A 26,776-nucleotide genomic window follows, 5' to 3' on the forward strand; every position below is an offset into this window, starting at 1 on the left:
TGCCCCCCGCTGCTAGCCTGGGACAGTTGCCCAGGGCCGGTTCCCGGCCCGGGTGGCACCGCCGTGCAACGGCCGCGGACCAGTAGTGCCCGGGTGAACAGGCCCCGGCGCGCCGCGCAACGAGACAAGAGAGACAGGTAGTTCGTCGTGTCGATCGGTACTGACGCCGAGACCAAGAAGAAGATCATCGCCGAGTACGCCACCGTCGAGGGCGACACCGGTTCTCCCGAGGTGCAGATCGCGCTGCTGAGCCACCGCATCTCCCACCTCACCGACCACCTGAAGACCCACAAGCACGACCACCACAGCCGGCGCGGCCTGCTGCTGCTGGTCGGCCAGCGCCGTCGTCTCCTGAACTACCTGGAGAAGACCGAGATCGAGCGCTACCGCTCGATCGTGTCCCGCCTCGGCCTGCGACGCTGACACCCCGTTCGGCTCACCCTCCCGGGTGGGCCGAACGTGTTAGAACACAACTACATCCCTGATCCCCCCAGGAGTGGTCCGCGAGCCCTGCGGCCCGGTCCTCGGTAGTAGGGATTGGTGTCCTCCCCGGAGGACCGACGCCAGCAGGCGGCACGCCTCCCGGACACCAGTCGCTTCGATCGAAGATCGGCCACGACGCGGCCGCGGATCGCTTCGCCAACGAAAGCGACGATCTTTTGACCGACACCACAGGAACCGACGTCTTCGCCGTCGAGACCGTCATCGACAACGGCCCCCACGGCCAGCGCACCGTCAAGTTCGAGACCGGGCTGCTCGCCCGCCAGGCCGCCGGCGCCGTCACGGCCTACCTCGACGACGACACGATGCTGCTCTCCGCGACCACCGCGGGCAAGCACCCCAAGGACCACTTCGACTTCTTCCCCCTGACGATCGACGTCGAGGAGCGGATGTACGCCGTGGGCCAGATCCCCGGCTCGTTCTTCCGCTCCGAGGGCCGGCCCGGCGAGGACGCGATCCTCACCTGCCGCCTCATCGACCGCCCGCTGCGGCCCACCTTCAAGAAGGGTCTGCGCAACGAGGTCCAGGTCGTCATCACCGTGATGGCGCTGGACCCCAACCAGCCCTACGACGTGCTCGCGATCAACGCCGCGTCCGCCTCCACCCAGCTCTCCGGCCTGCCGTTCTCCGGCCCGGTCGGCGGCACCCGCGTCGCCCTCATCGACGGCCGCTGGGTCGCGTTCCCGACCCACGCGCAGCTCGAGACCGCCGTGTTCGACATGGTCGTGGCCGGCCGCGTCACCGAGACCGGCGACGTCGCCATCATGATGGTCGAGGCCGAGGCGACCGAGACCACCTGGGAGCTCGTGCAGTCGGGCCAGCAGGCGCCGACCGAGGAGGTCGTGGCCCAGGGCCTCGACGCCGCGAAGCCCTTCATCAAGCAGCTGTGCGAGGCGCAGGCCGAGCTGGCCAAGCAGGCCGCCAAGCCCGTCCAGGAGTTCCCGATCTTCCTCGACTACGAGGACGACGTGTACGCCGCCGTCGAGTCGGCCGTGAAGGACGACACCGCCGCCGCGCTGACCATTGCCGGCAAGCAGGAGCGCGAGGAGCGCCTCGACGAGGTCAAGGCCTCGCTGCTGGAGAAGGTCGCCGGCCAGTTCGAGGGTCGCGAGAAGGAGGTCGGCGCCGCGTTCCGCTCGCTGACCAAGTCGCTGGTCCGCGAGCGCGTGCTGCGCGACAAGGTCCGCATGGACGGTCGCGGCCTCACCGACATCCGCACCCTCTCGGCCGAGGTCGAGGTCATCCCGCGGGTGCACGGCTCGGCGCTGTTCGAGCGCGGCGAGACCCAGATCCTGGGCGTCACCACGCTGAACATGCTCAAGATGGAGCAGCAGCTCGACACGCTGTCGCCGGAGAAGCACCGCCGCTACATGCACAAGTACGTCTTCCCGCCCTTCTCCACCGGCGAGACCGGTCGCGTGGGCTCGCCCAAGCGTCGCGAGGTCGGCCACGGTGCGCTCGCGCGCCGCGCGCTCCTGCCCGTGCTGCCCAGCCGCGAGGAGTTCCCCTACGCCATCCGCCAGCTCTCCGAGGCGATGGGCTCCAACGGCTCCACCTCGATGGGCTCGGTCTGCGCCTCGACCCTGTCGCTGCTGCAGGCCGGTGTGCCGCTGCGCGCCTCGGTCGCCGGCATCGCCATGGGCCTCATCTCCGGCCAGGTCGACGGCAAGGACGAGTTCGTCGCCCTGACCGACATCCTGGGCGCCGAGGACGCGTTCGGCGACATGGACTTCAAGGTCGCCGGCACCAAGGAGTTCGTCACCGCGCTCCAGCTCGACACCAAGCTCGACGGCATCCCCGCCGAGGTCCTGGCCGGTGCGCTGACCCAGGCCCGCGACGCCCGCCTGGCGATCCTCGAGGTGATGGCCGAGGCCATCGACGGTCCCGAGGAGATGTCGGTCCACGCCCCGCGCATCATCACCGTGCGGGTCCCCGTCGACAAGATCGGCGAGGTCATCGGCCCCAAGGGCAAGGTCATCAACCAGATCCAGGACGACACGGGCGCGACCCTGTCGATCGAGGACGACGGCACCGTCTACATCGGCGCCGTCAACGGGGAGGCCGCCGAGGCCGCGCGTGCCGCGGTCAACGCCATCGCCAACCCGACGATGCCCGAGGTCGGCGAGCGCTACCTCGGCACCGTGGTCAAGACGACCAACTTCGGCGCCTTCGTCTCGCTGCTGCCCGGCAAGGACGGCCTGCTGCACATCAGCAAGCTGCGTGCGCTGGCCGGCGGTAAGCGCGTGGACAACGTCGAGGACGTCGTCTCGGTGGGCCAGAAGCTCCAGGTCCAGATCTCCGAGATCGACGACCGCGGCAAGCTCTCCCTGGCCCCCGTGGTCGAGGAGTCCGACGCGGGCGAGACCGACGGCGGCTCGGAGTCCGAGACCGCGTGACGACCGCTGCTGCCACGCCGGCGGGCTCCCTGCCCGCCGGCGTGCGCCGCACGGTCGTGCCGGGCGGCCTGCGCGTGGTCACCGAGCACGTGCCGGGCGTCCGCTCGGCCGCGGTCGGGGTCTTCGTCCAGGTCGGCTCGCGCGACGAGGCGGCCGACCTCAACGGCGCCTCCCACTTCCTGGAGCACCTGCTCTTCAAGGGCACCCCGACCCGGTCGGCGATGGACATCTCCACCGCCTTCGACGAGGTCGGCGGTGAGTTCAACGCCTACACCGCGCGTGAGTACACCTGCTACCACGCCCGCGTCCTCGACGAGGACCTGCCGATGGCGCTCGAGGTCCTCGGCGACATGCTCACCTCCTCGCTGATCGAGGGCGAGGACGTCGAGGCCGAGCGCGAGGTCATCCTCGACGAGATCGCGATGCACGACGACGACCCCGACGACGTCGTGCACAACCTGTTCGCCGAGACCGCATGGGCCGGCACCCCGCTCGCGCTGCCCATCGCGGGCACCGCCGAGTCGATCCGGGCGCTGACCCGAGACCAGGTCGAGGGCTACTACCGCCAGCACTACGTGGCCGCCTCGACCGTCGTGGCCGTGGCCGGCAACGTCGACCACGACGACGTCGTACGCCGGGTCACGGCTGCGTTCGCCGGCCGCGACTTCCTGGCCAACGACGCCTCCCCGCGCGGCCCCCGGCTCGCCGAGGCACCCCGCGACTTCCGGGTCGGCGAGGTCTTCGCGACCCGGCCCTTCGAGCAGGTCAACCTGGTGCTCGGGGTGCAGGGCATGACGCGCTCGGACCCCCGGCGGCTCACCCTCAACGTGCTCAACGCCGGCCTCGGCGGCGGCTCCAGCTCGCGGCTGTTCCAGGAGGTGCGCGAGAAGCGCGGCCTGGCCTACTCGGTCTACTCCTTCGGCCTCGGCTACTCCGACGCCGGCATGGTCGGCGTCGCCGCCGGTTCGCTGCCCGGCAAGGCCGACGAGCTGCTCCGCGTGGTGCGCGAGCAGGTCGCGCTCGTGGCTCGCCACGGACTCGACGACGACGAGGTCGAGCGCGGCAAGGGCCAGGCCCGCGGCGGCCTGGTGCTCTCGCTGGAGGACACCGGCTCCCGGATGACCCGCCTCGGCGAGGCCGAGCTCTTCCAGCGCCGCCTCCGCTCGGTCGACGAGGTGCTGACCCGCATCGAGGCGATCACCCCCGCCGACGTACGCACCCTCGCCGCCGAGGTGTTCTCCCGGCCGCAGACGCTCGCGACGGTGGGGCCGGCCTGAGGGCAGTTTCACCGGCCAGCCGGTGAAACTGCCCGCGAGAACGGGCATACCGGTCACGAACGGGCAGTTTCGCCTGTTCAGGTGTCCGGTTCCTCCCCACGTCGTACGACGCGCCGCGCATCCGTCGCGTCGGGGCTCGATAGCCTCGGCCCGTGACGACGAAGGTGGGCGTGCTGGGCGCGCTGGGCAAGGTCGGTCGTGAGGTCTGCCGGGCGGTCGAGGAGGCCGACGACCTCGAGCTGGTTGCGCGAGTCGACGCCGGGGACGACCTGGCGACGCTGACCGAGGCGGGCGCCGAGGCGGTGGTCGACTTCACCCACCCCGACGTGGTGATGGCCAACCTCGAGTTCTGCGTCGCGCACGACATCCACGCCGTGGTCGGCACCACCGGGTTCGACGACGACCGGCTCGCCACGCTCGGCGGGTGGCTCGAGGAGCACCCGGCCACGGGCGTGCTGATCGCCCCCAACTTCTCCGTCGGCGCGGTGCTGATGATGCGGTACGCAGCGGAGGCGGCGCGGTTCTACGAATCGGTCGAGATCGTCGAGCTGCACCACCCCGACAAGGCCGACGCGCCCTCGGGCACCGCACGTCGTACGGCGCAGCTGGTGGCCGCCGCCCGTGCCGAGGCCGGGCTCGGTGCACCGCCGGACGCCACCAGCACCGCGCTCGACGGGGCGCGGGGGGCCGAGGTGGACGGGATCCGCGTCCACGGGCTGCGGATCCGGGGCATGGTCGCCCACCAGGAGGTGGTGCTCGGGGGGCCGGGGGAGACCCTGACCATCCGCCACGACTCCATGGACCGCGCGTCGTTCACGCCCGGGGTGCTGCTGGGCCTGCGGCAGGTCGCCGACCACCCGGGCCTGACCGTCGGCCTGGAGGCGTTCCTCGACCTCTGAGGTCCGCAACTCTGCACGAACGTGCAACGCACCATCGTGCACCCGCCAGCCCGGTGCCAGGAGACCGCGGCACGGGCACGCTGGAGGAGCCCCGGGAAGCCCGTCCCGGACCACCTCCTCCCGCGAAACGAGCAGCTGCATGCGTCCCACCACCGCCTTCCTCAGCGCCGCCGCCGCGGCCCTCGCCTCGGCCGCCGCCGCCGGCACCCAGGTCGCGCCCGCGACCGCCGCGTCCGGTCCCTCGGTCACCGCCGACCCGTCCGGCGCCCGCGTCGACCGCGCCCTGGCCGCCGTCGAGGCCCACCCCGGCACCACGAAGTACGCCGCGTCGCAGCAGCTGAAGGCCGTCGGCACCGTCGTCGACGCCGACGGCACCAGCCACGTGCGCTTCGAGCGCAGCTACCGCGGCCTCCCGGTCGTCGGCGGTGACCTCGTCGTCCACCAGGGCCCCGCGGGCGGCTGGAAGGGCGCGAGCCAGACCCTCGACGACACCCTGACCCTGGGCGTCACGCCTGCCGTGACCAGGTCCGCCGCCGGCGCCAAGGCGCTCGCCCCGAGCAAGGCCACCCGCGCCATCGCCGGCGAGCAGGTCGAGGGCAGCACACTGGTGGTCGACGCCCGCGGGGCGCAGCCGCGGCTGGCGTGGAAGGTGATGAGCGGCGGCACCCAGGCCGACCAGACGCCCAGCCGCCTCGCGACCTACGTCGACGCCACGACCGGCCAGGTGATCCGCACCGAGCAGGAGATCGTCAACGTCGACGGTTCGGGCCAGACGCTCTACAGCGGCACCGTCCCGCTGAGCGTCACGCAGTCCGGCTCGTCGTACCAGCTCAAGAACGCCGGCGTCCGCGGCGGCACCTACACCACCGACATGAAGAACAAGCAGGACTCCTACATCTGCCAGCTCACCGGCAGCGGCTGCTCCAACGGCACCCTGGTCACCTCTTCGACCACGACCTTCGGCAACGGCACCAACGCCAACCGGGCGAGCGCCGCCGCCGACGCGCAGTACGGCAGCAACGAGACCTGGGACTACTTCGCCCAGGTCCACGGCCGCAACGGGATCTTCGGCAACGGCACCGGGTCGCTGAACCGCGTCCACTACGGCAACAAGTACGTCAACGCCTTCTGGGACGGCTCGAAGATGACCTACGGCGACGGCGACGGCACCAGCTTCGGTCCGCTCGTCTCCCTCGACGTGGCCGGCCACGAGATGAGCCACGGCGTCACCGAGAACACCGCCAACCTGACCTACTCCGGCGAGTCCGGCGGCCTCAACGAGGCCACCTCCGACATCTTCGGCACCCTCGTGGAGTTCTACGCCGCCAACGCCAACGACCCGGCCGACTACTACATCGGCGAGGAGTTCGACCTCGCCCAGGGCGTCGGCTTCCGCCGGATGGACGACCCCTCCTCCGACGGCAGCTCGCTGAACTGCTACTCGGCGACCGCCGGCTCGGCCGACGTGCACTACTCCTCGGGCATCGGCAACCACTTCTTCTACCTGCTGGCCGAGGGCTCCGGCGCCAAGACCATCGGCGGCAAGCCGCACGCCTCCTCGACGTGCGACGGCTCCTCGGTGACCGGCATCGGCCGCGACGCCGCCGGCAAGATCTGGTTCCGCGCGCTGTCGGTCTACATGACCTCCGGCACGACGTACGCCGGGGCCCGCACCGCCACGCTGAACGCCGCCCGCGACCTGTACGGCGCGTCCAGCACCGAGTCCACCACGGTGGCCGCCGCCTGGCGCGCGGTCAACGTGTCCTGACCTTCCTCCCCCCTGGAAGGTCAGGATCCCCCCGGACGGGGGGCCCGTGTTGGGCACACGTGGCCCCCCGTCCACCCTCCACGACCGCCGGTGCGTCTCCGGGCCCCTCTCGGGTGGCCCGGATGGCCCCGGCGGTCAGGTGCGTCCGGGGGTCGGCCCGGTCCCGACACTTGGCTCAGTCGGAGAACGAGGTGTGCAGCCGGACCTGCTGCAACGTCACGGCGCCGTCGCCGAGCAGGTCGAGGGTGCGGTGCGCCCCGTCGGGTCCCCAGCCGGCCCCGGTCAGGAAGGCCCGCAGCGCGTCGTCGCGCGCCGGCAGCCAGGTCACGGCCCGCGTGAACCGGTCGGCCACCAGCGTGTCCGCGGCGGCCTGCAGCAGCCGGGAGCCGTGGCCGGCGCCGCGCACGTGGGGGTCGACGGTGAGGTCGGTCAGCTCGCCCGTCGCGACCGGGTCGCGGTCGGGGTCGGCCGTCGGCCCGGTCAGCACGAACCCGGTGACGGTGTTGCGCTCCAGCGCCACCAGGGTGCGCTGCCGGGCGTCGGCGGGCCGGGCCAGCGCCTCGCGCCACCCGGAGGCGAGTTGCTCGGGGTCGAGGGCGGCGAGCACCTCGGCGGGCAGCAGCTCGGCGTACGACGTCCGCCACGCGCGGACCTGGACGGCCGCGATCGCGGGGGCGTCGTCGGCCCAGGCGACACGGGCTGAGACGTCGGCACTGCTCATCGGGCCATCCTGGCACCGACGGTAGATTGGCCCCATGCAGGCCTACCTCGACCTCCTCCGCCACGTGCTGGAGGACGGCGTCGAGAAGTCCGACCGCACCGGCACGGGCACCCGCAGCGTCTTCGGCCACCACCTGCGCTTCGACCTGACCGCCGGCTTCCCGCTGGTCACCACCAAGAAGGTCCACACCCGCTCGGTGTTCGGCGAGCTGCTGTGGTTCCTGCGTGGCGACACCAACGTGAAGTGGCTGCAGGACCGCGGCATCTCGATCTGGGACGAGTGGGCCGACGCCGACGGCGACCTGGGCCCGGTCTACGGCTACCAGTGGCGCTCCTGGCCCACGCCCGACGGCCGCCACGTCGACCAGGTCGCGCAGGTGGTCGAGCAGCTGCGCCGCGACCCCGACTCCCGCCGCCACCTGGTCTCGGCGTGGAACGTCGCCGACATCCCAGCCATGGCGCTGGCGCCGTGCCACGCGCTGTTCCAGTTCTACGTCGCCCCGCCCCGCGAGCCCGGGGAACGGGGACGGCTGTCGTGCCAGCTCTACCAGCGCTCGGCCGACGTCTTCCTCGGCGTGCCGTTCAACATCGCCTCCTACGCGCTGCTGACCCACATGGTGGCCCAGGTCGTCGACCTCGAGGTCGGCGACTTCGTGCACACCTTCGGCGACGCCCACCTCTACCTCAACCACCTCGAGCAGGCCGAGCTCCAGCTCACCCGCGAGCCCCGACCGCTGCCCACGCTCCACCTCGACCCGGCCGTGCGCGAGCTCGACGCCTTCGACCTCGAGCACGTCCGGCTCGAGGGCTACGACCCCCACCCGGGCATCCGCGCCCCCATCGCGGTCTAGCGCGTGAGCGGCCGATGACGCGGGTCGTGCTCGTGGCGGCGCGCGCCCGCAACGGCGTGATCGGGGCCACGGGCGGCATCCCCTGGCGGATCCCGGCCGACTTCGCCCACTTCAAGCGCACCACCGTGGGCCACCCGCTGGTGCTCGGCCGCGCCACCTTCGAGGGCATCGGGCGCCCCCTGCCCGACCGGCAGAGCATCGTGGTGACCAGCGACCGGGCCTGGGCCCACGAGGGCGTGCTGGTCGCGCGGTCCTTCGAGGAGGCGCTCGAGGTGGGTGCCGGCCTCGACGAGGTGGTCAACGTCGGCGGCGGCGGCCGGCTGTACGCCGAGGCGATCCGGTTCGCGACCGAGCAGGTCCTCACCGAGGTCGACCTCGCCCCGGAGGGCGACACCCACTACCCCGACTTCGACGAGGCCGACTGGGTCGAGACCCGTCGGGAGGAGCACCTCGACGATGACCCGGCGTGGACCATCCGGTGGCTCGCCCTGTGGTGAGGCGCCGGACCTGCGCGGGCCGGGACCTCCATCACCTCGAGCTCCTGGGGGAGCTCGGGAGCCGCTAGGCCAGGGGGCGCCCGTCGGCGTCCGGGACCTTGCGCAGCAGGATCAGGATGAAGTCGATCAGCGACCAGATGCCGCAGCCGCCGAGCGTCAGCAGCTTGAGGATGCCGAGGCCGGTCTGACCGAGGTAGAACCGGTCGACGCCGAAGCCGCCGAGGAAGGCCGAGAGCAGGGTGGCGGTGAGCCACTCGCGGTGGCTGAACAGTCCCGGCAGCTGCTTGGCCGGGAACCAGCCGCCCTGGTGGGACTCGCGCAGCGTCGCGTCGCCCTTGAGCTGGCCCGCCAGTGCCATCTGCTGCAGCTGCTGGAAGCCGTAGGGGCCGTACTCCTGGCCGAGGTGGGCCAGCATGAAGCTGCCCTGCGCCGGCGCGGGGACCCCCGCCTGGCCGTAGCCCTGGTCGTAGCCGCCCTGGCCGCCTCCCTGGCCGCCTGCGGCGTAGGGGTCGTACGACGGGTCGGGCTGGTCGCTCTGCGTCATGCGGCACAAGATACTCAGCCGGGGCCGTCGTGCGCCTGCGACTCGCGACGGTCCGTGTCCCGGATAACCTAGGCCCCATGAGCCTGCCTGCCGCGCCCTTCGGCCGCGTGCTGACCGCGATGGTCACGCCCTTCACCGCCGACGGCGCGGTCGACCTCGACGGCGTCGCCGCGGTGGCCTCGTACCTGCTCGACCACGGCAACGACGGCGTCGTGGTCAGCGGCACGACCGGGGAGTCGCCCACCACCACCGTGCCCGAGGACACCGAGATCCTGCGGGCCGTCAAGGACGCGGTGGGCGATCGTGGCACCGTCGTGGCCGGGGTCGGCACCAACGCCACCGCCCACTCCGTGGAGCTGGCGGTGCAGGCCGAGAAGGTCGGCGTGGACGCCGTGCTGTTGGTGGCGCCCTACTACAACAAGCCCGGCCCGGCCGGGATGCTCCACCACTTCACCGAGGTGGCCCGGGCCACCAGCCTCCCGGTGATGCTCTACGACGTGCCCGGCCGCACCGGCCAGGCGATCGCGCCCTCGACCTACGAGGCCGCCCGCCGGCTCGACAACGTCACCTCGGTCAAGAGCGCGACGGGCAACCCGCTCGACGCGGTCGCGCTGCGCCAGCTCGGCTACGACGTCTACGCCGGCGACGACAGCCTGCTGCTGGGCTACCTCGCCCACGGCGCCTGCGGCATCGTCTCGGTGGCCGGCCACGTGGTCGGCGAGCAGCTGCGCCGCGTGGTGGAGCAGTTCGGCTCCGACCCGGCGGCCGCCCTCGACACGTTCACCACGCTGCTGCCGGTGTTCGACGCCGTCATGGGCGTGCCCAACTACGGCGCGACTACCGCCAAGGCGGCCCTCGAGCTGCTCGGCGTCCTCGACGGACGCCACGTGCGGGGCCCCCTGGTGCCGCTCGACGACGACGAGGTCGCGGCCCTGCGGGCCGTGATCCAGAAGGCAGGACTCCTGTGAGCCACCCCCATCCCGAGCTCTCCGCTCCGCCGCCGCTGCCGAAGGGCGGGCTGCGCGTGGTCCCCCTCGGCGGGCTCGGCGAGGTCGGTCGCAACATGACCGTCTTCGAGTACGACGGCCGGCTGCTGATCGTCGACTGCGGCGTGCTCTTCCCCGAGGAGAACCACCCCGGCGTCGACCTGATCCTCCCCGACTTCGACTACATCCGGGACCGGCTCGACACCGTCGAGGCGCTGGTGCTCACCCACGGCCACGAGGACCACATCGGCGCCGTGCCCTACCTGCTGCGCGAGCGCGAGGACATCCCGCTGGTCGGGTCCAACCTGACCCTGGCCCTGCTGGGCTCCAAGCTGCGCGAGCACCGGCTGCGCAACACCGTCAAGGCGATCGTGGCCGAGGGCGAGACGATCAGCTTCGGGCCGTTCGAGCTCGAGTTCGTCGCGGTCAACCACTCCATCCCCGATGCGCTCGCCGTGGCGATCCGCACCCCGGCCGGCATGGTGCTGCACACCGGCGACTTCAAGATGGACCAGCTGCCGCTCGACGGCCGGATCACCGACCTGCGCGCCTTCGCCCGGCTGGGGGAGGAGGGCGTCGACCTGTTCCTCACCGACTCCACCAACGCCGAGGTCCCCGGCTTCACCACCACCGAGTCCGACATCGCCCCGGTGCTCGACGGCGTCTTCCGCACCAGCAGGCAGCGCATCATCGTGGCCTGCTTCGCCTCCCACGTGCATCGCGTGCAGCAGGTGATGGACGCCGCCGCCGCCCACGGCCGCAAGGTGGCCTACGTCGGCCGCTCGATGGTCCGCAACATGGGGATCGCCCGCGACATGGGCTACCTCACCGTCCCGCCCGACCTGCTGGTCGACGCCAAGGCGCTCGCCGACATGCCGCCGGAGAAGGTCGTGCTGATCTCGACCGGCTCCCAGGGCGAGCCGCTGTCGGCGCTGAGCCGCATCGCCCAGAACAGCCACCACTTCGTGCACCTCGAGCAGGGCGACACGGTCGTGCTGGCCTCCTCGCTGATCCCGGGCAACGAGAACGCCGTCTACCGCGTCATCAACGGCCTCGCCCGCGGCGGCGCCCACGTGGTCCACAAGGGCAACGCGCTGGTCCACGTCAGCGGCCACGCCAGTGCCGGCGAGCTGCTCTACTGCTACAACATCGTCAAGCCCCGCAACGTGCTCCCGGTCCACGGCGAGATCCGGCACATGCTGGCCAACGCCGCCCTGGCCCGCCGCACGGGCGTGCCGGCCGACCGGGTCGTGATCGCCGAGGACGGCGTCGTGGTCGACCTCGTCGACGGACGGGCCAAGGTGACCGGCAAGGTCGACTGCGGCTACGTCTTCGTCGACGGCAGCTCGGTGGGCGACATCACCGAGAGCGACCTCAAGGACCGCCGCATCCTCGGCGACGAGGGGTTCATCTCGGTGATCGTCGTGGTCGACTCCCAGACCGGCAAGGTCGTCAGCGGGCCCGAGATCCACGCCCGCGGCTTCGCCGAGGACGACGCCACCTTCGCCTCGATCACGGGCCCGATCGTCGACGCCATCGACCGGGCGGTCTCCGAGGGCACGACCGACACCTACCAGCTGCAGCAGACCATCCGTCGTGTGGTGGGCCGCTGGGTCAGCGGCACCCACCGCCGCCGGCCGATGATCGTCCCGGTCGTGCTCGAGGCCTGACCGGGGCGCGCGGCGGTCCCCTCCGGGGGCCGACGCGCGGTGGACCTGCAGGAATGGTGCCCCGAGGCCATGTGCGAGCGGGGTCGTGAGGCGTACCGTCGGGTGGTGCGATCGGCAGTCAAACCGGACAATGCCACCTAGACTGCTGCCACAGGTCGCCGTCGTCCTGCCACCGAGACCGGTCAGGGGAAACCACCCGATGCACCTCACAGAGTCTCCTCGGGCCGAGGGGATCCGTCGTCTGTACGAGCTGATGCTGCGCGTCAACAGCTCGACGGACCTCTCCGAGGTGCTCGACGAGATCGCCCGCGGGGTGGTCGAGGTCCTCGGCTACGGCATCGCGGCCATCGCGCGGCTCGAGGGCGAGACGTTCGTGATGACCACCGTCGCGGGCCCGGTCGAGGTCCAGGAGCAGATCATCGGGCGGCGTACGCCGGTGGCCTCGATCTTCAACGAGTTCGCCCAGGCCGACGAGTGGGGCGTGCTGCGCTTCGTGCCGCACGACCGGATGCCCGACGCCCTCGAGGAGTCCGCCTGGGTGCCGGAGTTCGAGCCCGACGCCCGCCCCGACGCGTGGCACCCGCTCGACGCCCTCTACGCGCCGCTCTACTCCGCCACCGGCCAGCTGCTGGGCAACATGTCGGTCGACCTGCCGCCGGGCAACCGCATCCCCAACCGCGAGGAGCGCGAGCTGCTCGAGATGTTCGTGGTGCAGGCGGGCCTGGCGATGTACAACGCCCAGCAGCGCGAGCGGCTCAGCGACCAGGTGCGGATGGGGGAGATGCTGCGCGCGGTCTCCTCGGCCGGGCAGCTGGCCGAGCTCGACGTCTCGCTGCGCGAGGCCGCCCAGGCGGTGGCCCGCGGGCTGCGCACCGAGCACCTGTGGATCCGCTGCTTCCCCAACGGCGACCTCGGCCAGCTCGAGCAGTCCGCGGCGTACCCGCCCGACGAGCGCGAGCAGGCCGCCGACCTGGTGCAGGTCAAGGCCCAGCTGGCCTCGCGGGCCGCCCGGTTGGGCCGCCCCGTCGTGGTCACCGCGCGGACGTCGTACGAGCTGGCCACGCACCTGGACCCCGAGCAGCAGCAGCACGTGCTGGGGCTGCTCGAGGACAACCCCGACAAGAGCCTGATGTTCGCGCCGGTCGGGCTGGGCCGCGAGCTGCTCGGCTACGTGCTGCTCGCGCGCGACGACGGCGCCCCCTGGAGCGACGACGAGCAGGACGCCGTGATGGAGGTCGGGCGCACCCTGGGGCGGGTCGTGCTCAACGCCCGGCTCTACGACCGCGAGCGCCACCTGGTGGGCGAGCTGCAGGAGCTCGACCGCTACAAGGGCGAGCTGATCGCCACGATCTCCCACGAGCTGAAGACGCCGCTGACCTCGATCATCGGCCACATCGAGCTGCTCGAGGACCTCGACACCGGGATCTCCTCGGTCGACGCCATCTCCCGCAACGCCGACCGGCTCAACCGGCTGGTGCAGAACCTCCTCAACTACTCCCAGGTCCAGGACAAGCGCGAGCGGGTGCGGGTGCCGGTCGACCTGCGGACGCTGGCCGCCCAGAGCATCGACCTGATGGCGATGCCCGCCGAGCAGGGCTCGGTGGCGATCGCGGTCTCGGTGCCCGAGACCGAGGTGCTGGTCACCTGCGACCCCGACGAGCTGGGCAAGGTGGTGGACAACCTGGTCAGCAACGCCGTGAAGTACACCCTGCCCGGGGGCTCGGTCGAGGTCTCGGTCGGCCAGGACGGGCCGCTGGCCTTCGTCGAGGTGGTCGACACCGGGCTCGGCATCTCGGCCGCCGACCAGGTGCAGCTGTTCTCGGCCTTCCACCGCTCGTCCAACCCCGAGGCGCTGTCGATCCCCGGCACCGGCCTGGGACTGGCGATCTCGCGCCGCATCGCGCAGATGCACGGCGGCGAGATCCTGGTCTCCTCCGAGCTCGGGCACGGCAGCAGCTTCCGGCTGCGCCTCCCGGTGCGGGACCCCGACGAGCAGCAGGAGGGGCAGCACGAGGGCGGCACCCCCGACCCCGTCCGGGGCGCCGGCGGGCCCGACCGGACCGTGGGGCTGCTCGGCCCCGACGCCCTGGCACACCCCGGGACCACGGCGCGGTCGCAGGCCTCCTGACCGTCCGGCGTGTGACGCGCGGGACGGGAGTGGTGCGCCGGTACATTCGCGACCATGGCGACCCGTACGTCTTCCCCGCCGGGGTCGCGCAGCTCCACCTCCTCTGCCCGCAAGACCGGCAGCAAGGGGGCGGGCACGCGCACCCGGTCGTCGGGAAGCAGCACCCGCAAGGCCCCTGCCCGTGGCAAGGGGCCGGCCAAGGGCCGTGGCGGGGCGTCCCGCCCGGCCCCGCGGGCGGTGCGCAACGGCACCGGTCCGGTCGCCCGCGTCTTCCTGGCCCTCGCCCGCGTCCTCGTCACCGCCTGGCTGGGCCTGGCCCACGCCGTCGGCGGGGCCGTGCGCAGCCTGGGTCACTCCGCCGGTGAGCTGGAGCCCGAGCACCGCCGTGACGGCGCCGGGCTCTTCCTGCTCGGCACCGCCCTGGTCGTCGCCGCCGCCGTGTGGTGGCAGCTCCCCGGCGGCATCGGCGACTTCACCCGCGCGGTGGTCGCCGGCTCCGTGGGCCTGCTCGCGTGGTTCGTGCCGCTCCTGCTCGCCGTGGTCGCCTGGCGCAACCTGCGCGACCCCGAGCGCAACGGACCCGCCGGCCGGCAGGTGATCGGCTGGGGCGCGCTGCTGTTCGGCGTGCTCGGCATCGTCCACATCGCCAACGGGTCCCCGGCCCCCGAGCTCGGCGACACCCGTCCGCTGCAGCAGGCCGGCGGCGCCATCGGCTTCGTGGTCTCCAAGCTGCTGCTCGACCTGCTGCAGTCGGTCTACGTCGTGGTGCCGCTGCTGACCCTGGTGGCGCTGTTCGGGCTGCTCGTGGTCACCGCGACGCCCGTCTACCAGATCCCGGCGCGGTTCCGGGAGCTCGGCGAGCGGATCATGGGCACCCACCCCGACCAGCTCGACGACGACCGGGCCGAGGGCGCCCCACGCGGTCGCCGCGGCCGGGTCGACGACGAGATCGACCCCGAGATGGGCGACCCGGCGTACGACTCCCCGGTGCTGGAGGAGCGCGAGGTCAAGCGCCGCGGCCGCCGTCGTCCCGACAGGGACCCCGAGATCGACCTCGACCTCACCGACGGTGCCGACGGGGCCGACGCGTCCGAGCGCGGGACGTCCGCTGCGGCCGACCCCGCCGACCCCGCTGAGGCCGTCTCGGCCAGGGAGGCGCTCGAGCCGCCGCCGCACACCCCGCTGCCCGCGCGGGTCGAGCAGCTCGCGCTCTCCGGCGACGTCACCTACTCGCTGCCCGACAGCGAGGTGCTCAAGCCCGGCTCGGTGCACAAGGCCCGCTCGAAGGCCTCCGACGCCGTCGTCGACCGGCTGACCCAGGTGATGGAGGAGTTCGACATCGACGCGCAGGTCACGGGCTACACCCGTGGCCCGACGGTGACGCGCTACATCGTCGAGCTCGGCCCGGCCGTCAAGGTCGAGAAGATCACCGGCATCGCCAAGAACATCTCCTACGCCGTGGCCTCGGCCGACGTCCGGATCCTCAGCCCGATCCCGGGCAAGTCCGCCGTCGGCATCGAGATCCCCAACAGCGACAAGGAGGTCGTCTCCCTCGGCGACGTCCTGCGCAGCCAGATCGCCCGCAACGACCACCACCCGATGGTCTGCGGCCTCGGCAAGGACGTCGAGGGCGGCTTCGTGGTCGCCAACCTGGCCAAGATGCCCCACCTGCTGGTGGCCGGCGCGACCGGCTCGGGCAAGTCGTCGTTCATCAACTCGATGATCACCTCGCTGCTGATGCGCTCCACGCCCGACGAGGTCCGCATGATCATGGTCGACCCCAAGCGGGTCGAGCTCAACGCCTACGAGGGCATCCCGCACCTGATCACCCCGATCATCACCAACCCCAAGAAGGCCGCCGAGGCCCTGCAGTGGGTGGTGCGCGAGATGGACCTGCGCTACGACGACCTCGCCAACTTCGGCTTCCGGCACGTCGACGACTTCAACAAGGCGGTCCGCGCCGGCAAGGTGCAGGTGCCGCCCGGCAGCGAGCGGGTGCTCGCGCCGTACCCCTACCTGTGCGTGATCGTCGACGAGCTCGCCGACCTGATGATGGTCGCCCCGCGCGACGTCGAGGACGCGATCGTGCGCATCACCCAGCTCGCCCGTGCCGCGGGCATCCACCTGGTGCTCGCCACCCAGCGGCCCTCGGTCGACGTGGTCACCGGCCTGATCAAGGCCAACGTGCCCTCGCGGCTGGCCTTCGCGACCAGCTCGCTGGCCGACAGCCGGGTCATCCTCGACCAGCCGGGCGCGGAGAAGCTGGTCGGCCAGGGCGACGGCCTCTTCCTGCCGATGGGCGCCTCCAAGCCGGTCCGGGTGCAGGGCTCGTGGGTCACCGAGGCCGAGATCGCCCAGGTGGTCGCGTCCTGCAAGCAGCAGCTCGAGCCGGCCTACCGCGAGGACGTCACCGCGCCGGCCGCCTCCAAGCGCGAGCTCGACGACGACATCGGCGACGACATGGAGCTCGTGGTGCAGGCCATCGAGCTCGTCGTGTCCACGCAGTTCGGCTCCACCTCGATGCTCCAGCGCAAGCTGCGGGTCGGCTTCGCCAAGGCGGGCCGGCTGATGGACATCCTGGAGAGCCGCGGGGTCGTGGGTCCCAGCGAGGGCTCCAAGGCCCGTGACGTGCTGATCAAGCCCGACGACCTCGACGAGGTCATCGTCGCCATCCAGGGGGAGCAGTGAACGCACCGACGACCATCACACCCATCGGGGTGTCGGTCCGCCAGGACGCCCGGATCGCCGCGGTGGTCGCGCTGCTGTCCGGCGTCCTCACCGTGGCGTGGTTCGCCCGGGCCCTGGGCACGGCCGACCCGCTCGACTGGGTCTGGTGCCTGGTGCCGGCCGCGGTCGGCCTGCTCCAGCTCCTGGTGGTGCGCGACGCGCGCTCGCCGCTGCTGGTCGCCGACGAGCTCGGTGTCCGCGTGCGTCGCGGCGTCACCTGGCACGGCGTGCAGTGGGAGGCGGTCGACCGCGTCGAGGTGCGCTCGGGCGGTCGCTGGCTCTCCGACGGCCGGCTGGTGGTCCACCCCCGGGTGCGTCCCGCCGACCCGTTCTCGCCCACCGACACCGACGACGCCGCCGTCGAGCCGGTCGCCCTCCGTGCGCTGTCGGTGCCGCTGGGCCCGACCACCCGCATCGACTACGACGGCCTCACAGGTGACCTGGTCGCCGACCTCGACTCGCTCGGCCAGGGCCAGGTGCCCGTGCTGGTGCTGACCCGGCCGGTGCGGGAGGCACGCGCCGCCGCCGCCGCCGAGCAGGAGCCCGAGGTGCCCGCCGAGGAGCCCGCGGAGGTGTCCGGGCGGGAGCCTGCTGCTGTCGTCGAGGAGCCCGCGGCCGCGGTCGAGCAGCCGGCGGCCGAGGTCGAGCCCGAGGTCGAGGAGGGCGTGGCGGCGTACGAGCCGGTCGACCCCACCCGCGTGCCCCGCGCGGCCACGCGCGCCGAGGTGCGTCGCGAGTCCGTACGCCGGCTGCCCGACCCGCCCACCGTGCCGGCCCAACGCTCGCCCGACGGGCCCGTCCTGGTGGCCCGCATCGACGACGCCCCGAGCCGTGAGGGCGCCGCCGGGTGGGGCGAGGACCAGCCGCACCCCGTGGCCGAGCCGGTCATCGGCCCGCTCGTCGCCGCGGCCCGCCACCGCGCCCGGCTCAGCATCGACACGCTGAGCGAGCGCACCCGGATCCGGCCGCACGTGCTGGAGTGCATCGAGGTCGACGACTTCGAGGCGTGCGGCGGGGACTTCTACGCCCGCGGCCACCTGCGCACCCTCGCCCGCGTCTTCGGTCTCGACCCGGCCGAGCTGGTGGGGCTCTACGACCACCACTACGCCACCGCCGAGATCGAGGCGCGCCAGGTCTTCGAGGCCGAGCTCGCCACCGGCATCGGTGGCGGCGTGCGGACCGCCTCCTCGGGCCCGCGCTGGAGCCTGCTGGCCGCCAGCGTGCTGGCGCTGGTCGGGATCTGGGGCGTGGCGCGGGTGTTCAACGACACGCCGCAGGAGCTGGTGAGCCCCGCCCCCGACGTCGTCGACGTGGCCGGGCTGGCCAGCGGCGAGGACACCGAGGCGGCGCCCCAGTCGACCCTGGCCGCGCTGTCGCTGACCGCCCGGGGCGCCTCGCCCCAGGTGGTGGTGCGCGACCGCGACGGCAAGATCCTGCTGGCCTCGCGGCTGGCCGACGGGGCGCAGCAGCAGGTCATCGGCCTGGCGCCCTTCGACGTCACCTCCAGCAACGGCGCCGCGGTGACGGTGACCTACCTGGGCAAGAAGCGCGGCACCGTCGGCGAGGGCGAGCAGCCCGACAACCGCCAGTTCGGCTGAGCCCGCGACCTCGTCGCCCGATGGCCGTCCTCCCCGTCCGGGGTGGGCGGCCACGGTCGCGTCGGGGGGACGGCGTGTGTGGCCGGGGCGCGATCGTCCGTCATACTCGACGAGGCCCATGACTACCTCTGACACCGCCTCCGCGCCCACCGTCCGCCACGCCGCCCCCACGACCGTCGCGATGGTGACGCTGGGGTGCGCCCGCAACGAGGTCGACTCCGAGGAGCTCGCCGGACGGCTCGAGGCCGGCGGTTTCGTGCTCGTCGAGGACCCCGAGCAGGCCGAGACGGTGGTGGTCAACACCTGCGGCTTCGTCGAGGCGGCCAAGAAGGACTCCGTCGACACCCTCCTGGCCGCGGCCGACCTCAAGGGCGGCGGGGCCACGCAGGCGGTCGTGGCCGTGGGGTGCCTCGCCGAGCGCTACGGCGCCGACCTCGCCACCTCGCTGCCCGAGGCCGACGCGGTGCTGGGCTTCGACGACTACCCCGACATCGCCTCCCGGCTGCGCGGCATCCTCGCCGGGGAGCAGCAGCACCCGCACACGCCGTCGGACCGCCGCAAGCTGCTGCCGATCTCGCCGGCCGAGCGCGCCGACGCGCCGGCCTACCAGCCCGGCCACGGCGAGCGGCGGCGCCTCGACAGCGGTCCGATGGCTCCGCTCAAGCTGGCCTCGGGCTGCGACCGACGGTGCACCTTCTGCGCGATCCCGGCCTTCCGCGGCTCGTTCGTCTCGCGCCGGCCCTCCGACGTGCTCGCCGAGGCGCGGTGGCTGGCCGAGCAGGGGGCGCGCGAGCTGTTCCTGGTGAGCGAGAACTCCACGTCGTACGGCAAGGACCTCGGCGACCTCCGGCTGCTCGAGACGATCCTGCCCGAGCTGGCCGCGGTCGAGGGCGTCGAGCGGGTGCGGGTCTCCTACCTGCAGCCCGCCGAGACCCGGCCCGGTCTGGTGCAGGCGATCGCCGGCACCCCGGGCGTCGCGGCCTACTACGACCTGTCCTTCCAGCACGCGTCCAACCCGGTGCTGCGACGGATGCGTCGCTTCGGCGACAGCGGGTCCTTCCTGGGGCTGCTCGAACAGGCGCGCGCGCTGGCCCCGCAGGCCGGGGCCCGCTCCAACTTCATCGTGGGCTTCCCGGGCGAGACCGAGCACGACTTCGAGGTTCTCTGCGACTTCCTGTCCCGGGCGCGCCTGGACGCCATCGGCGTCTTCGGCTACTCCGACGAGGACGGCACCGAGGCCGAGGGCTTCACCGACAAGCTCGACGAGGACGTGATCGCCGAGCGCGTCGAGCACCTGACCGCGCTGGCCGAGGAGCTCACTGCGCAGCGCGCCGAGGAGCGCGTCGGCGAGGACGTGCTGGTGCTGGTGGAGTCGGTCGACGACGAGGAGGTCGAGGGCCGTGCCGCGCACCAGGGCCCCGAGGTCGACGGCAGCACCCTGCTGAGCGGCGACCTCGCCGGGATCGTGGTCGGTGACGTGATCCGGGCACGCGTCGTCGCCACCGACGGCGTCGACCTCGTGGCGGAGGTCGCGGGCCGAGCGGCGGGGGAGGCGGGTCGATGACCGACAGCGGACGCACCGTGAGCAACTGGAACGTCCCCAACGCGTTGACCACACTGCGCATCGTGATGGTGCCGTTCTTCGGCTGGGCGCTGCTGCACGACGGCGGTCAGGACCTCACCTGGCGCTGGGTCGCCTGGGCCCTGTTCGCGGTGGCCATGCTGACCGACAAGATCGACGGCGACCTCGCCCGCAAGCACGACCTGGTCACCGACTTCGGCAAGATCGCGGACCCGATCGCCGACAAGGCGATGACCGGCATGGCCTTCATCGGCCTGGCGATCATCGCCGACTTCATGCCGGCCTGGCTGTGGTGGACCATCACGGTCGTGGTGCTGGTGCGCGAGTGGGGGGTGACCGCGGCGCGGCTCTCGGTGGCCCGCGAGGTCGTGATGCCGGCCAAGCAGAGCGGCAAGGTCAAGACCACGATGCAGGTGGTGGCGCTGGGTGGCTTCGTGGCGCCGTTCGGCCTGCTCGAGGGCGGCCTGGCCACGGTCGGCGACGCGCTGTGGTGGCTCTCGGCCGTGGCGCTGCTGGTCGCCGTGGTGCTCACCCTCACCTCCGGGTGGGAGTTCGCGCGCGACGTCGTGCGGCACCGGGCGGGACGCCCGACCAGCGCGGAGCGCCAGACCCAGGACTGATCCCGGCTAGGGGTCCGAGCGCTGGCGGTCGCGGTAGGCCCGGACGTTCTCCCGGTTGCCGCAGCCGCCCTCGCAGAAGCGGCGCGACCGGTTGCGGGACAGGTCCACCACGACGTCCTCACAGTCGTCGGCCGCACAGGTCTTGAGGCGGTCCAGCTCGCCCGAGCGGACCACGTCGATCATCGCCATCGCCGCCTCGACGGCCATCCGCTGGTCGAGCGGGGCGTGCTGCGGGACGGCGTGGACGTGCCAGCCGAGCCCGTCGTGGTCGACCAGCTGGGGCAGCGCGCGGGCCTCGACGAGGATCTCGTTGATCCGGGCGACCAGGGACTGCTCGTCGAGGTGCCAGAGCCGGCGCAGCGAGGGCCGCAGCGCCCGGACGGCGTCGAGCTCACCGGCGTCGCCCAGCCGTACGCCGTACCAGCCCTGGTCGTCGAGGAAGCGCGCGAGGTCGTCGCGGGTCTGCAGGGTGTCCTCGCCCGACCCGCCCTCGGGGTCGGTGTTGACCAGCGCGGCCGCCGCGGCCAGCGCCATCTGGGTGTCATGGGCGAAAGTCATGTTGACTCCTGACGTCTCGTCTTCCTAGAGTAACTGGTGTCCGACACTTTGACTCCTGACGACGCGAGAGGCACCCCGTGGCGCTCCCCGAGACCCTGCCCCACGCGAGCGAGGCCGCCCGACCGGTGGGGCGCGGCCGTGGCCTGGCCGGCGGCGGACTGCTGGTGGCGCTGGTCTCGGCCGCCACCTTCGGCACGTCGGGCCCGTTCGCCAAGTCGCTGCTCGAGACCGGCTGGACCCCCGGGTCGACGGTCTTCCTGCGCATCGCCGGGGCCGCGCTGCTGCTCCTGGTGCCCACCGTGCGGGCGCTGTCGGGCCGCTGGCACCTGCTGCGCGGGTCCTGGCGGCAGGTCCTGGTGTACGGCGCGATGGCCGTCGCGCTGCCGCAGCTGGCCTTCTTCTACGCCGTGGACACGCTCTCGGTCGGCGTCGCGCTGCTGCTGGAGTACCTCGGTCTCGTCCTGGTCGTCGCCTGGCAGGCCCTCGTCCGCCGACGCTGGCCCGCGCTGCCGACCCTGGCCGGCGTCGTGCTGGCCGTCGGCGGCCTGACCCTGGTGCTCGACCTGCCCTCGCTGCTGCGGGGCGGCGAGGTCCAGATCAGCGGGATCGGTGTCGCCTGGGGCCTGCTCGCGGCGCTCGGACTGGCGTCGTACTTCGTGATGTCGGGGGTCTCCCACGACGACGCGCTGCCGCCGCTGGCCCTGGCCGGCTCGGGCCTGGTGGTCGCCTCGGTGGGCTTCGGCGTGCTCGGCCTGCTGGGCGTGCTGCCGATGACCTTCCGCACCGACGACGTCGAGCTGGCCGGGGCGGTGCTGCCCTGGTGGGTCCCGGTCCTCGAGCTGGGAGCCGTCGCCGCCGCCACGGCGTACGTCACCGGGATCGTGGCCGCCCGTCTGCTGGGGGCCAAGGTCGCGTCCTTCGTGGGCCTGTCCGAGGTGCTCTTCGCGGTGCTCTTCGCGTGGCTGCTGCTCGGCCAGCTGCCCGGCCTGGTGCAGCTCGCCGGCGGGCTGCTCATCCTCGCCGGCGTGGTCGTGGTGCGGCTGGAGGAGCCCGACGCTCCGGCGGCCGGGGTGGCCGCGGGCTAGCGTGCTGCCCATGGCACGCACCGACGAGCCCGAGGCAGCCACGACCGCGGCTCTCGCCGCCGTCGCCGACGACCTCTACGCCGGGCCGGTCGAGCAGTTCGTGCCGCAGCGCGACGCCGCGGTGCGCGCGGCCAAGCAGGACGGCGACCCGGGCCTGGCCCGGGACGTGGGTCGGCTGCGCAAGCCGTCGGTGGCGGCCTGGGCGGTCAACCTGCTGGTGCGGGTGGAGGCGGAGCAGATCGACCAGGTGCTTGCCGTCGCGGCCTCCCTGCGCAGCGCCGCGGAGGCTCTGGACGGTGACGAGCTGCGCGCGCTCACCCGGCAGCGCCGCCAGCTCACCGCGGCGCTGGCCACCACGGCCCGCAGCCGCGCCCGCGACGAGGGGACGCGCCTCTCCGAGGCGGTGGTCGAGCAGGTCGAGGACGTGCTGACCGCCGCGATGCTGGACCCGGTGGCCGCCGAGGTCGTGCTGACGGGCCGGCTGGTCCGTTCGTTCACCTCCACGGGCGTCTCGGACCTCGACGTGGCCGCGGTCGTCGCGGTCCCCGAGGCGCTCGGGATGCGGGCCACGCCGCGCGCGCCGGGCGAGGACGGTGAGCCCACGCCCCCCACCCTCACCCTCGTGCCCGACGACGGGCGGGCGCGCCGCGAGGCGGAGGAGGCGCTGGAGCAGGCGACCGAGGAGCTGGACGCGGCCCGTGCCGAGCACGAGGAGGTCGCGACGTCCGTCTCCCGCCTCGACGCGCGCCGGCTGCAGCTGCAGGGCGAGGCCGAGGAGCTGCGCCGCCGGCTCGCGGAGCTCGAGGACCAGGTCGACCGCTGCGACGAGGAGCACGAGGAGGCGCAGGACGCGCTCGACGACGCCCGGGCCGTGCTCGACGAGGCCGTGCGCGAGCAGGAGCGGGCCCGCGCCGCGCTGGACGACCTCGGCCCGGCCTGAGCCCACGAGGCTGGCGGTCCTGGCGGCTGTCGGCGGCCGCGCCTAGCGTGCGGGACATGGCCGACCGCACCCTGGACCCCGCCCACCCCGACCACGCCGAGCTGCTGCTGGGCTACCTGCACCGCGCCCGCACCAACCTGCTCGGGGCGCTCGAGGGGCTCTCCGACCACGACGTGCGCCGCCCGCTGACGCCGACCGGCACCAGCCTGCTCGGCCTGGTCAAGCACGTCGCGACCGTCGAGGCGGGCTACCTCGGCGGGTGCGTGGGGCGTCCGTTCCCCGAGGTGCTGCCCTGGGACACCGACGAGGGCTACGCCGAGGCCGCCGACATGTGGGCCACGGCCGAGGAGTCGCGCGCGGGCCTGCTCGGTCTCTACGGGCGCACCTCGGCCCACGGCGACGCGAGCGTGCGCGCGCTCGGGCTGGAGGCGCCCGCGACCGTGCCGTGGTGGCCTGAGGAGCGCCGCCGCACGACGGTCGGGTGGGTGCTGGTGCACCTGCTGGAGGAGACGGCGCAGCACGCCGGCCACGCCGACGTGCTGCGCGAGTCGGTCGACGGCCGGGGCGGCGCCGACCGGGACGAGCTCGGCGACGACGGCTGGTGGCAGGCCCACGTGGCCCGGGTGCAGGCCGCGGCCGACGCCCACCGGTGAGCCGGCGGGCGACGCGGCGCCCGGTGCCCTGGGTTTCCGTCCCCAGGTGTGGAACGATCCAACGCGGTCGACCCACCAGCCACGAGGAGAGCAGATGCGCGTCGGAGTCCTGACCGGAGGCGGGGACTGCCCCGGCCTCAACGCCGTGATCCGGGCGGTCGTCCGCAAGGGCGTCTCGGAGTACGGCTACGACTTCGTCGGCTTCCGCGACGGCTGGAAGGGCCCGCTCGAGGGCGTGACCACCGAGCTGGGCATCCCGCAGGTGCGCGGCATCCTGCCCCGGGGTGGCACCATCCTGGGCTCCTCGCGCACCAACCCGTTCAAGGTCGACGACGGCGTGGAGCGCATCAAGGCCAACCTCGCCGAGCTCGGGGTCGACGCGCTCGTCGCCATCGGCGGCGAGGACACCCTCGGCGTGGCGACCAAGCTGCACGACCTCGGCGTCAACGTGGTCGGCGTGCCCAAGACGATCGACAACGACCTCAACGCCACCGACTTCACCTTCGGGTTCGACACCGCGGTCAACATCGCGATGGAGGCCATCGACCGGCTGCACACCACCGCCGAGTCGCACCACCGCGTGCTCGTGGTCGAGGTGATGGGTCGCCACGCCGGCTGGATTGCGCTGCACGCCGGTCTCGCGGGCGGCGCCAACGTGGTGCTGATCCCCGAGAAGCCGTTCGACATCGAGCAGGTCTGCGCGCTGGTCGAGCGCCGGTTCGAGGACCACTTCGCGCCGATCCTGGTCGTCTCCGAGGGCGCCGTGCCGGTCGAGGGCGGCGAGATGAGCCTGGTGTCGGGGGAGAAGGACGCCTTCGGGCACGTCCGCCTCGGCGGCATCGGTGACCGGTTGGCCAGCGAGATCGAGCACCGCACCGGCAAGGAGGCGCGCGCGGTCGTGCTCGGCCACGTCCAGCGTGGCGGCACGCCCACGGCGTTCGACCGGTGGCTGGCGACCCGCTTCGGGCTGCACGCCATCGACGCGGTCCACGACGGCGACTTCGGCACCATGATGGCGCTGCGCGGCACCCACATCGAGCGGGTGCCGCTGATCGAGGGCACCGGCGAGCTCAAGCTCGTCGACCCCGCGGAGTACGCCGAGGCCGAGGTCTTCTTCGGCTGAGCTCCCCGCCCGACGGGCCGTCGGGCGGCCGGGTCGCGTCACGGGCGTGTGACGGTCGCGTGACCTTGGCGCGTCGTACGCCGAATGGCTGGTCAGACCGCGTGTCGTGGTCCACGATGGCCGGAACCGCTCACGTCGGAGGTTCGTCATGTCCAGCACCACGTCCGAACAGACCACGCAGGACCAGCCGGACCTCAAGCGGGTGATGGGGCCCGGTCTGCTGCTGCTCTTCATCGTCGGCGACATCCTCGGCGCGGGCGTCTACGCCGTCACCGGCCAGCTCAGCGGGATCGTCGGCGGCATCGTGTGGCTGCCGTTCCTGGTGGCCTTCGTGGTGGCGTCGCTGACCGCGCTGTCCTACCTCGAGCTGGTCTGCAAGTACCCCCGGGCGGCGGGGGCCGCGCTGTACACCCACAAGGCGTTCGGCATCCACTTCGTGACGTTCCTGGTGGCGTTCGGGGTGATCTGCTCCGGCATCACCAGTGCCGCCACCTCCTCCAACGTCCTGGCGCAGAACCTCACCGGCGGCTTCGTGGCCAACGGGTGGCTGGACTCCGAGCCCAGCACGGGCGTGGTCACCGCCATCGCCATGGCCTTCATGCTGCTCCTGGCGCTGATCAACCTGCGTGGGGTCGGGGAGTCGGTGAAGTTCAACGTGGTGCTGACGCTCGTCGAGGTGACCGCCCTGGCGATCGTCATCGGCGTCGGCTTCTTCGCGATGTCCCAGGGCAACGTCGACTTCGGCCGCGTCGTGACCTTCGAGGACTCCGGCGACAAGGGCCTCTTCCTCGCGGTCACCGCGGCCACCTCGATCGCGTTCTTCGCCATGGTCGGCTTCGAGGACTCGGTCAACATGGTCGAGGAGACCAAGGACCCGGCCCGGATCTTCCCCCGCGCGCTGCTCACCGGCCTGGGGATCGCGGTCGTGATCTACATGCTCGTGGCGGTCTCGGTCGTCTCGGTGCTGACCTCCGAGCAGATCGCCGACGCGAGCGAGGGCCGGGCCCTGCTCGAGGTCGTCCGCGTGGGTGCCCCCGACTTCCCGATCGACCGGGTGTTCCCCTTCCTCGCGGTGTTCGCCGTGGCCAACACGGCGCTGATCAACATGCTGATGGCGAGCCGGCTGCTCTACGGCCTGGCCAACCAGGACGTGCTGCCGCGGGTGCTGGGCAAGGTCTCGCCCCGGTCGAAGGCCCCCTACGTCGGGATCGCCTTCTCCACGCTGCTCGCGCTGGCCCTGATCGTCTACGTCTCCAGCCGCGCCGAGGACGAGGTCGTCCTCAACCTCGCCAGCGTGACCTCGCTGCTGCTGCTCGTGGTCTTCCTCATCGTCAACGTCGCCTGCCTGGTGCTGCGTCGCGACAGGTCGCACGACGGGGGCTTCCGCTCGCCGGGGCTCACCCCGGCCGTGGCGGCCGTGCTGTGCGCCTTCCTGGTCGGCCCGTGGGTCGACCGGGGTGCGCTGGTCTACCAGATCGCCGGGGTGCTGATGCTGATCGGCGTCGGGCTCTGGCTCGTGACCATGGTCGTGCACAAGCCCGAGGGCGGCCGCTTCCGCGACGTCGAGCACCTGGGGGAGTGAGGCGGTCCGGCCCCACGGGGGCGGGGAGTCCACCTCGGGGTCGCGTTTCGGTGCGGCGTCCGGAGCGCCGT

At 72.7% G+C, this 26,776-nt stretch carries 22 protein-coding genes; 19 read left to right on the plus strand and 3 right to left on the minus strand.

Going from position 1 to position 26,776, the window contains the following annotated elements; translation table 11 throughout:
- Positions 1-147 precede the first annotated feature (147 nt).
- From rpsO to ASG49_RS12405, 5 genes are all read left to right on the plus strand, one after another.
- Positions 148-423, plus strand: coding sequence for a 30S ribosomal protein S15 (gene rpsO / locus ASG49_RS12385; protein WP_082534095.1), 276 nt, complete (start codon positions 148-150; stop codon positions 421-423).
- Between the two features lie 236 nt (positions 424-659).
- Positions 660-2,897: a polyribonucleotide nucleotidyltransferase gene (locus ASG49_RS12390; RefSeq protein ID WP_056542289.1), complete on the plus strand. Its 2,238-nt coding sequence runs from the start codon at positions 660-662 to the stop codon at positions 2,895-2,897.
- Positions 2,894-4,174: a pitrilysin family protein gene (locus ASG49_RS12395; protein ID WP_056542291.1), complete on the plus strand. Its 1,281-nt coding sequence runs from the start codon at positions 2,894-2,896 to the stop codon at positions 4,172-4,174. The genes ASG49_RS12390 and ASG49_RS12395 overlap by 4 nt, the downstream gene beginning before the upstream one ends.
- A 152-nt stretch (positions 4,175-4,326) precedes the next feature.
- Positions 4,327-5,073, plus strand: a complete 747-nt coding sequence (gene dapB / locus ASG49_RS12400; RefSeq protein ID WP_056542294.1) for a 4-hydroxy-tetrahydrodipicolinate reductase — start codon at positions 4,327-4,329, stop codon at positions 5,071-5,073.
- A gap of 139 nt (positions 5,074-5,212) precedes the next feature.
- A complete protein-coding gene (locus ASG49_RS12405; protein WP_056542296.1) occupies positions 5,213-6,841 on the plus strand; it encodes a M4 family metallopeptidase in 1,629 nt (542 codons plus the stop codon).
- A 175-nt stretch (positions 6,842-7,016) separates the two neighbouring features.
- Here ASG49_RS12405 and ASG49_RS12410 read toward each other — a convergent pair whose 3' ends face one another.
- Positions 7,017-7,562 carry a GNAT family N-acetyltransferase gene (locus ASG49_RS12410; RefSeq protein ID WP_056542298.1) on the minus strand — a complete coding sequence of 182 codons (546 nt, stop codon included), beginning with the start codon at positions 7,560-7,562 and terminating at the stop codon, positions 7,017-7,019.
- Between the two features lie 34 nt (positions 7,563-7,596).
- Here ASG49_RS12410 and ASG49_RS12415 point away from each other — a divergent pair, with 34 nt between their 5' ends.
- Both ASG49_RS12415 and ASG49_RS12420 read left to right on the plus strand, forming a co-directional pair.
- Positions 7,597-8,412: a thymidylate synthase gene (locus tag ASG49_RS12415; protein ID WP_056542300.1), complete on the plus strand. Its 816-nt coding sequence runs from the start codon at positions 7,597-7,599 to the stop codon at positions 8,410-8,412.
- 14 nt (positions 8,413-8,426) lie between these two features.
- Positions 8,427-8,909 carry a dihydrofolate reductase gene (locus ASG49_RS12420; RefSeq protein ID WP_056542302.1) on the plus strand — a complete coding sequence of 161 codons (483 nt, stop codon included), beginning with the start codon at positions 8,427-8,429 and terminating at the stop codon, positions 8,907-8,909.
- A gap of 64 nt (positions 8,910-8,973) precedes the next feature.
- Here the strand turns inward: ASG49_RS12420 and ASG49_RS18345 are convergent, their stop codons facing one another.
- Entirely contained in the window at positions 8,974-9,453 is a 480-nt protein-coding gene (locus ASG49_RS18345; protein WP_082534096.1) for an NINE protein, read from the minus strand.
- A gap of 77 nt (positions 9,454-9,530) precedes the next feature.
- On the opposite strand from ASG49_RS18345, the gene dapA reads away from it, so the two are divergent.
- From dapA to pgsA, 7 genes are all read left to right on the plus strand, one after another.
- Positions 9,531-10,421 (plus strand): 4-hydroxy-tetrahydrodipicolinate synthase, encoded by an 891-nt coding sequence (dapA, locus tag ASG49_RS12430; protein WP_056542305.1) that lies wholly within the window; start codon positions 9,531-9,533, stop codon positions 10,419-10,421.
- On the plus strand, positions 10,418-12,109 hold the full coding sequence (locus ASG49_RS12435; RefSeq protein WP_056542308.1) for a ribonuclease J: 1,692 nt from the start codon (positions 10,418-10,420) through the stop codon (positions 12,107-12,109). Before dapA ends, ASG49_RS12435 begins: the two co-directional genes overlap by 4 nt.
- Before the next feature lie 199 nt (positions 12,110-12,308).
- On the plus strand, positions 12,309-14,237 hold the full coding sequence (locus tag ASG49_RS12440; RefSeq protein ID WP_162244528.1) for an ATP-binding protein: 1,929 nt from the start codon (positions 12,309-12,311) through the stop codon (positions 14,235-14,237).
- A gap of 54 nt (positions 14,238-14,291) precedes the next feature.
- Positions 14,292-16,925, plus strand: coding sequence for a DNA translocase FtsK (locus tag ASG49_RS12445; RefSeq protein WP_082534098.1), 2,634 nt, complete (start codon positions 14,292-14,294; stop codon positions 16,923-16,925).
- Entirely contained in the window at positions 16,922-18,562 is a 1,641-nt protein-coding gene (locus ASG49_RS12450) for a helix-turn-helix domain-containing protein (protein WP_056542311.1), read from the plus strand. The genes ASG49_RS12445 and ASG49_RS12450 overlap by 4 nt, the downstream gene beginning before the upstream one ends.
- A 118-nt stretch (positions 18,563-18,680) precedes the next feature.
- A complete protein-coding gene (gene rimO / locus ASG49_RS12455) occupies positions 18,681-20,126 on the plus strand; it encodes a 30S ribosomal protein S12 methylthiotransferase RimO (protein WP_056542313.1) in 1,446 nt (481 codons plus the stop codon).
- Positions 20,123-20,764, plus strand: coding sequence for a CDP-diacylglycerol--glycerol-3-phosphate 3-phosphatidyltransferase (pgsA, locus tag ASG49_RS12460; RefSeq protein ID WP_056542315.1), 642 nt, complete (start codon positions 20,123-20,125; stop codon positions 20,762-20,764). Before rimO ends, pgsA begins: the two co-directional genes overlap by 4 nt.
- Positions 20,765-20,770: 6 nt before the next feature.
- Here pgsA and ASG49_RS12465 read toward each other — a convergent pair whose 3' ends face one another.
- Positions 20,771-21,322, minus strand: coding sequence for an ABATE domain-containing protein (locus tag ASG49_RS12465; RefSeq protein ID WP_056542317.1), 552 nt, complete (start codon positions 21,320-21,322; stop codon positions 20,771-20,773).
- Between the two features lie 77 nt (positions 21,323-21,399).
- On the opposite strand from ASG49_RS12465, the gene ASG49_RS12470 reads away from it, so the two are divergent.
- The 5 genes from ASG49_RS12470 to ASG49_RS12490 all read left to right on the plus strand — a co-directional run bounded on the left by ASG49_RS12470 (position 21,400) and on the right by ASG49_RS12490 (position 26,705).
- Positions 21,400-22,407 carry an EamA family transporter gene (locus ASG49_RS12470; protein ID WP_156384324.1) on the plus strand — a complete coding sequence of 336 codons (1,008 nt, stop codon included), beginning with the start codon at positions 21,400-21,402 and terminating at the stop codon, positions 22,405-22,407.
- A 10-nt stretch (positions 22,408-22,417) separates the two neighbouring features.
- Positions 22,418-23,347, plus strand: a complete 930-nt coding sequence (locus ASG49_RS12475; RefSeq protein WP_082534106.1) for a hypothetical protein — start codon at positions 22,418-22,420, stop codon at positions 23,345-23,347.
- Between the two features lie 56 nt (positions 23,348-23,403).
- The gene (locus tag ASG49_RS12480; protein ID WP_056542321.1) at positions 23,404-24,000 is read left to right on the plus strand and encodes a DinB family protein; all 597 of its coding nucleotides are present in this window, start codon (positions 23,404-23,406) and stop codon (positions 23,998-24,000) included.
- 94 nt (positions 24,001-24,094) lie between these two features.
- Positions 24,095-25,123, plus strand: coding sequence for a 6-phosphofructokinase (locus ASG49_RS12485; protein WP_056542322.1), 1,029 nt, complete (start codon positions 24,095-24,097; stop codon positions 25,121-25,123).
- Positions 25,124-25,271: 148 nt separating this feature from the next.
- Positions 25,272-26,705, plus strand: a complete 1,434-nt coding sequence (locus ASG49_RS12490) for an APC family permease (RefSeq protein WP_056542324.1) — start codon at positions 25,272-25,274, stop codon at positions 26,703-26,705.
- Positions 26,706-26,776: the final 71 nt, after the last annotated feature.

It is taken from the genome of Marmoricola sp. Leaf446 (assembly GCF_001424755.1).
GTDB lineage: Bacteria > Actinomycetota > Actinomycetes > Propionibacteriales > Nocardioidaceae > Marmoricola.

Excerpts from the sequence above, each read along its gene's own strand:
- ASG49_RS12415 (WP_056542300.1), top strand. The coding sequence starts at position 7,597 with ATGCAGGCCTACCTCGACCTCCTCCGCCACGTGCTGGAGGACGGCGTC.
- ASG49_RS12420 (WP_056542302.1), top strand. The coding sequence starts at position 8,427 with ATGACGCGGGTCGTGCTCGTGGCGGCGCGCGCCCGCAACGGCGTGATC.
- dapA (WP_056542305.1), top strand. The coding sequence starts at position 9,531 with ATGAGCCTGCCTGCCGCGCCCTTCGGCCGCGTGCTGACCGCGATGGTC.
- ASG49_RS12440 (WP_162244528.1), top strand. The coding sequence starts at position 12,309 with ATGCACCTCACAGAGTCTCCTCGGGCCGAGGGGATCCGTCGTCTGTAC.
- ASG49_RS18345 (WP_082534096.1), bottom strand. The coding sequence starts at position 9,453 with ATGACGCAGAGCGACCAGCCCGACCCGTCGTACGACCCCTACGCCGCA.
- ASG49_RS12485 (WP_056542322.1), top strand. The coding sequence starts at position 24,095 with ATGCGCGTCGGAGTCCTGACCGGAGGCGGGGACTGCCCCGGCCTCAAC.
- ASG49_RS12490 (WP_056542324.1), top strand. The coding sequence starts at position 25,272 with ATGTCCAGCACCACGTCCGAACAGACCACGCAGGACCAGCCGGACCTC.
- ASG49_RS12410 (WP_056542298.1), bottom strand. The coding sequence starts at position 7,562 with ATGAGCAGTGCCGACGTCTCAGCCCGTGTCGCCTGGGCCGACGACGCC.
- rimO (WP_056542313.1), top strand. The coding sequence starts at position 18,681 with ATGACTACCTCTGACACCGCCTCCGCGCCCACCGTCCGCCACGCCGCC.
- ASG49_RS12445 (WP_082534098.1), top strand. The coding sequence starts at position 14,292 with ATGGCGACCCGTACGTCTTCCCCGCCGGGGTCGCGCAGCTCCACCTCC.
- ASG49_RS12475 (WP_082534106.1), top strand. The coding sequence starts at position 22,418 with ATGGCACGCACCGACGAGCCCGAGGCAGCCACGACCGCGGCTCTCGCC.
- ASG49_RS12405 (WP_056542296.1), top strand. The coding sequence starts at position 5,213 with ATGCGTCCCACCACCGCCTTCCTCAGCGCCGCCGCCGCGGCCCTCGCC.
- ASG49_RS12465 (WP_056542317.1), bottom strand. The coding sequence starts at position 21,322 with ATGACTTTCGCCCATGACACCCAGATGGCGCTGGCCGCGGCGGCCGCG.
- pgsA (WP_056542315.1), top strand. The coding sequence starts at position 20,123 with ATGACCGACAGCGGACGCACCGTGAGCAACTGGAACGTCCCCAACGCG.
- ASG49_RS12480 (WP_056542321.1), top strand. The coding sequence starts at position 23,404 with ATGGCCGACCGCACCCTGGACCCCGCCCACCCCGACCACGCCGAGCTG.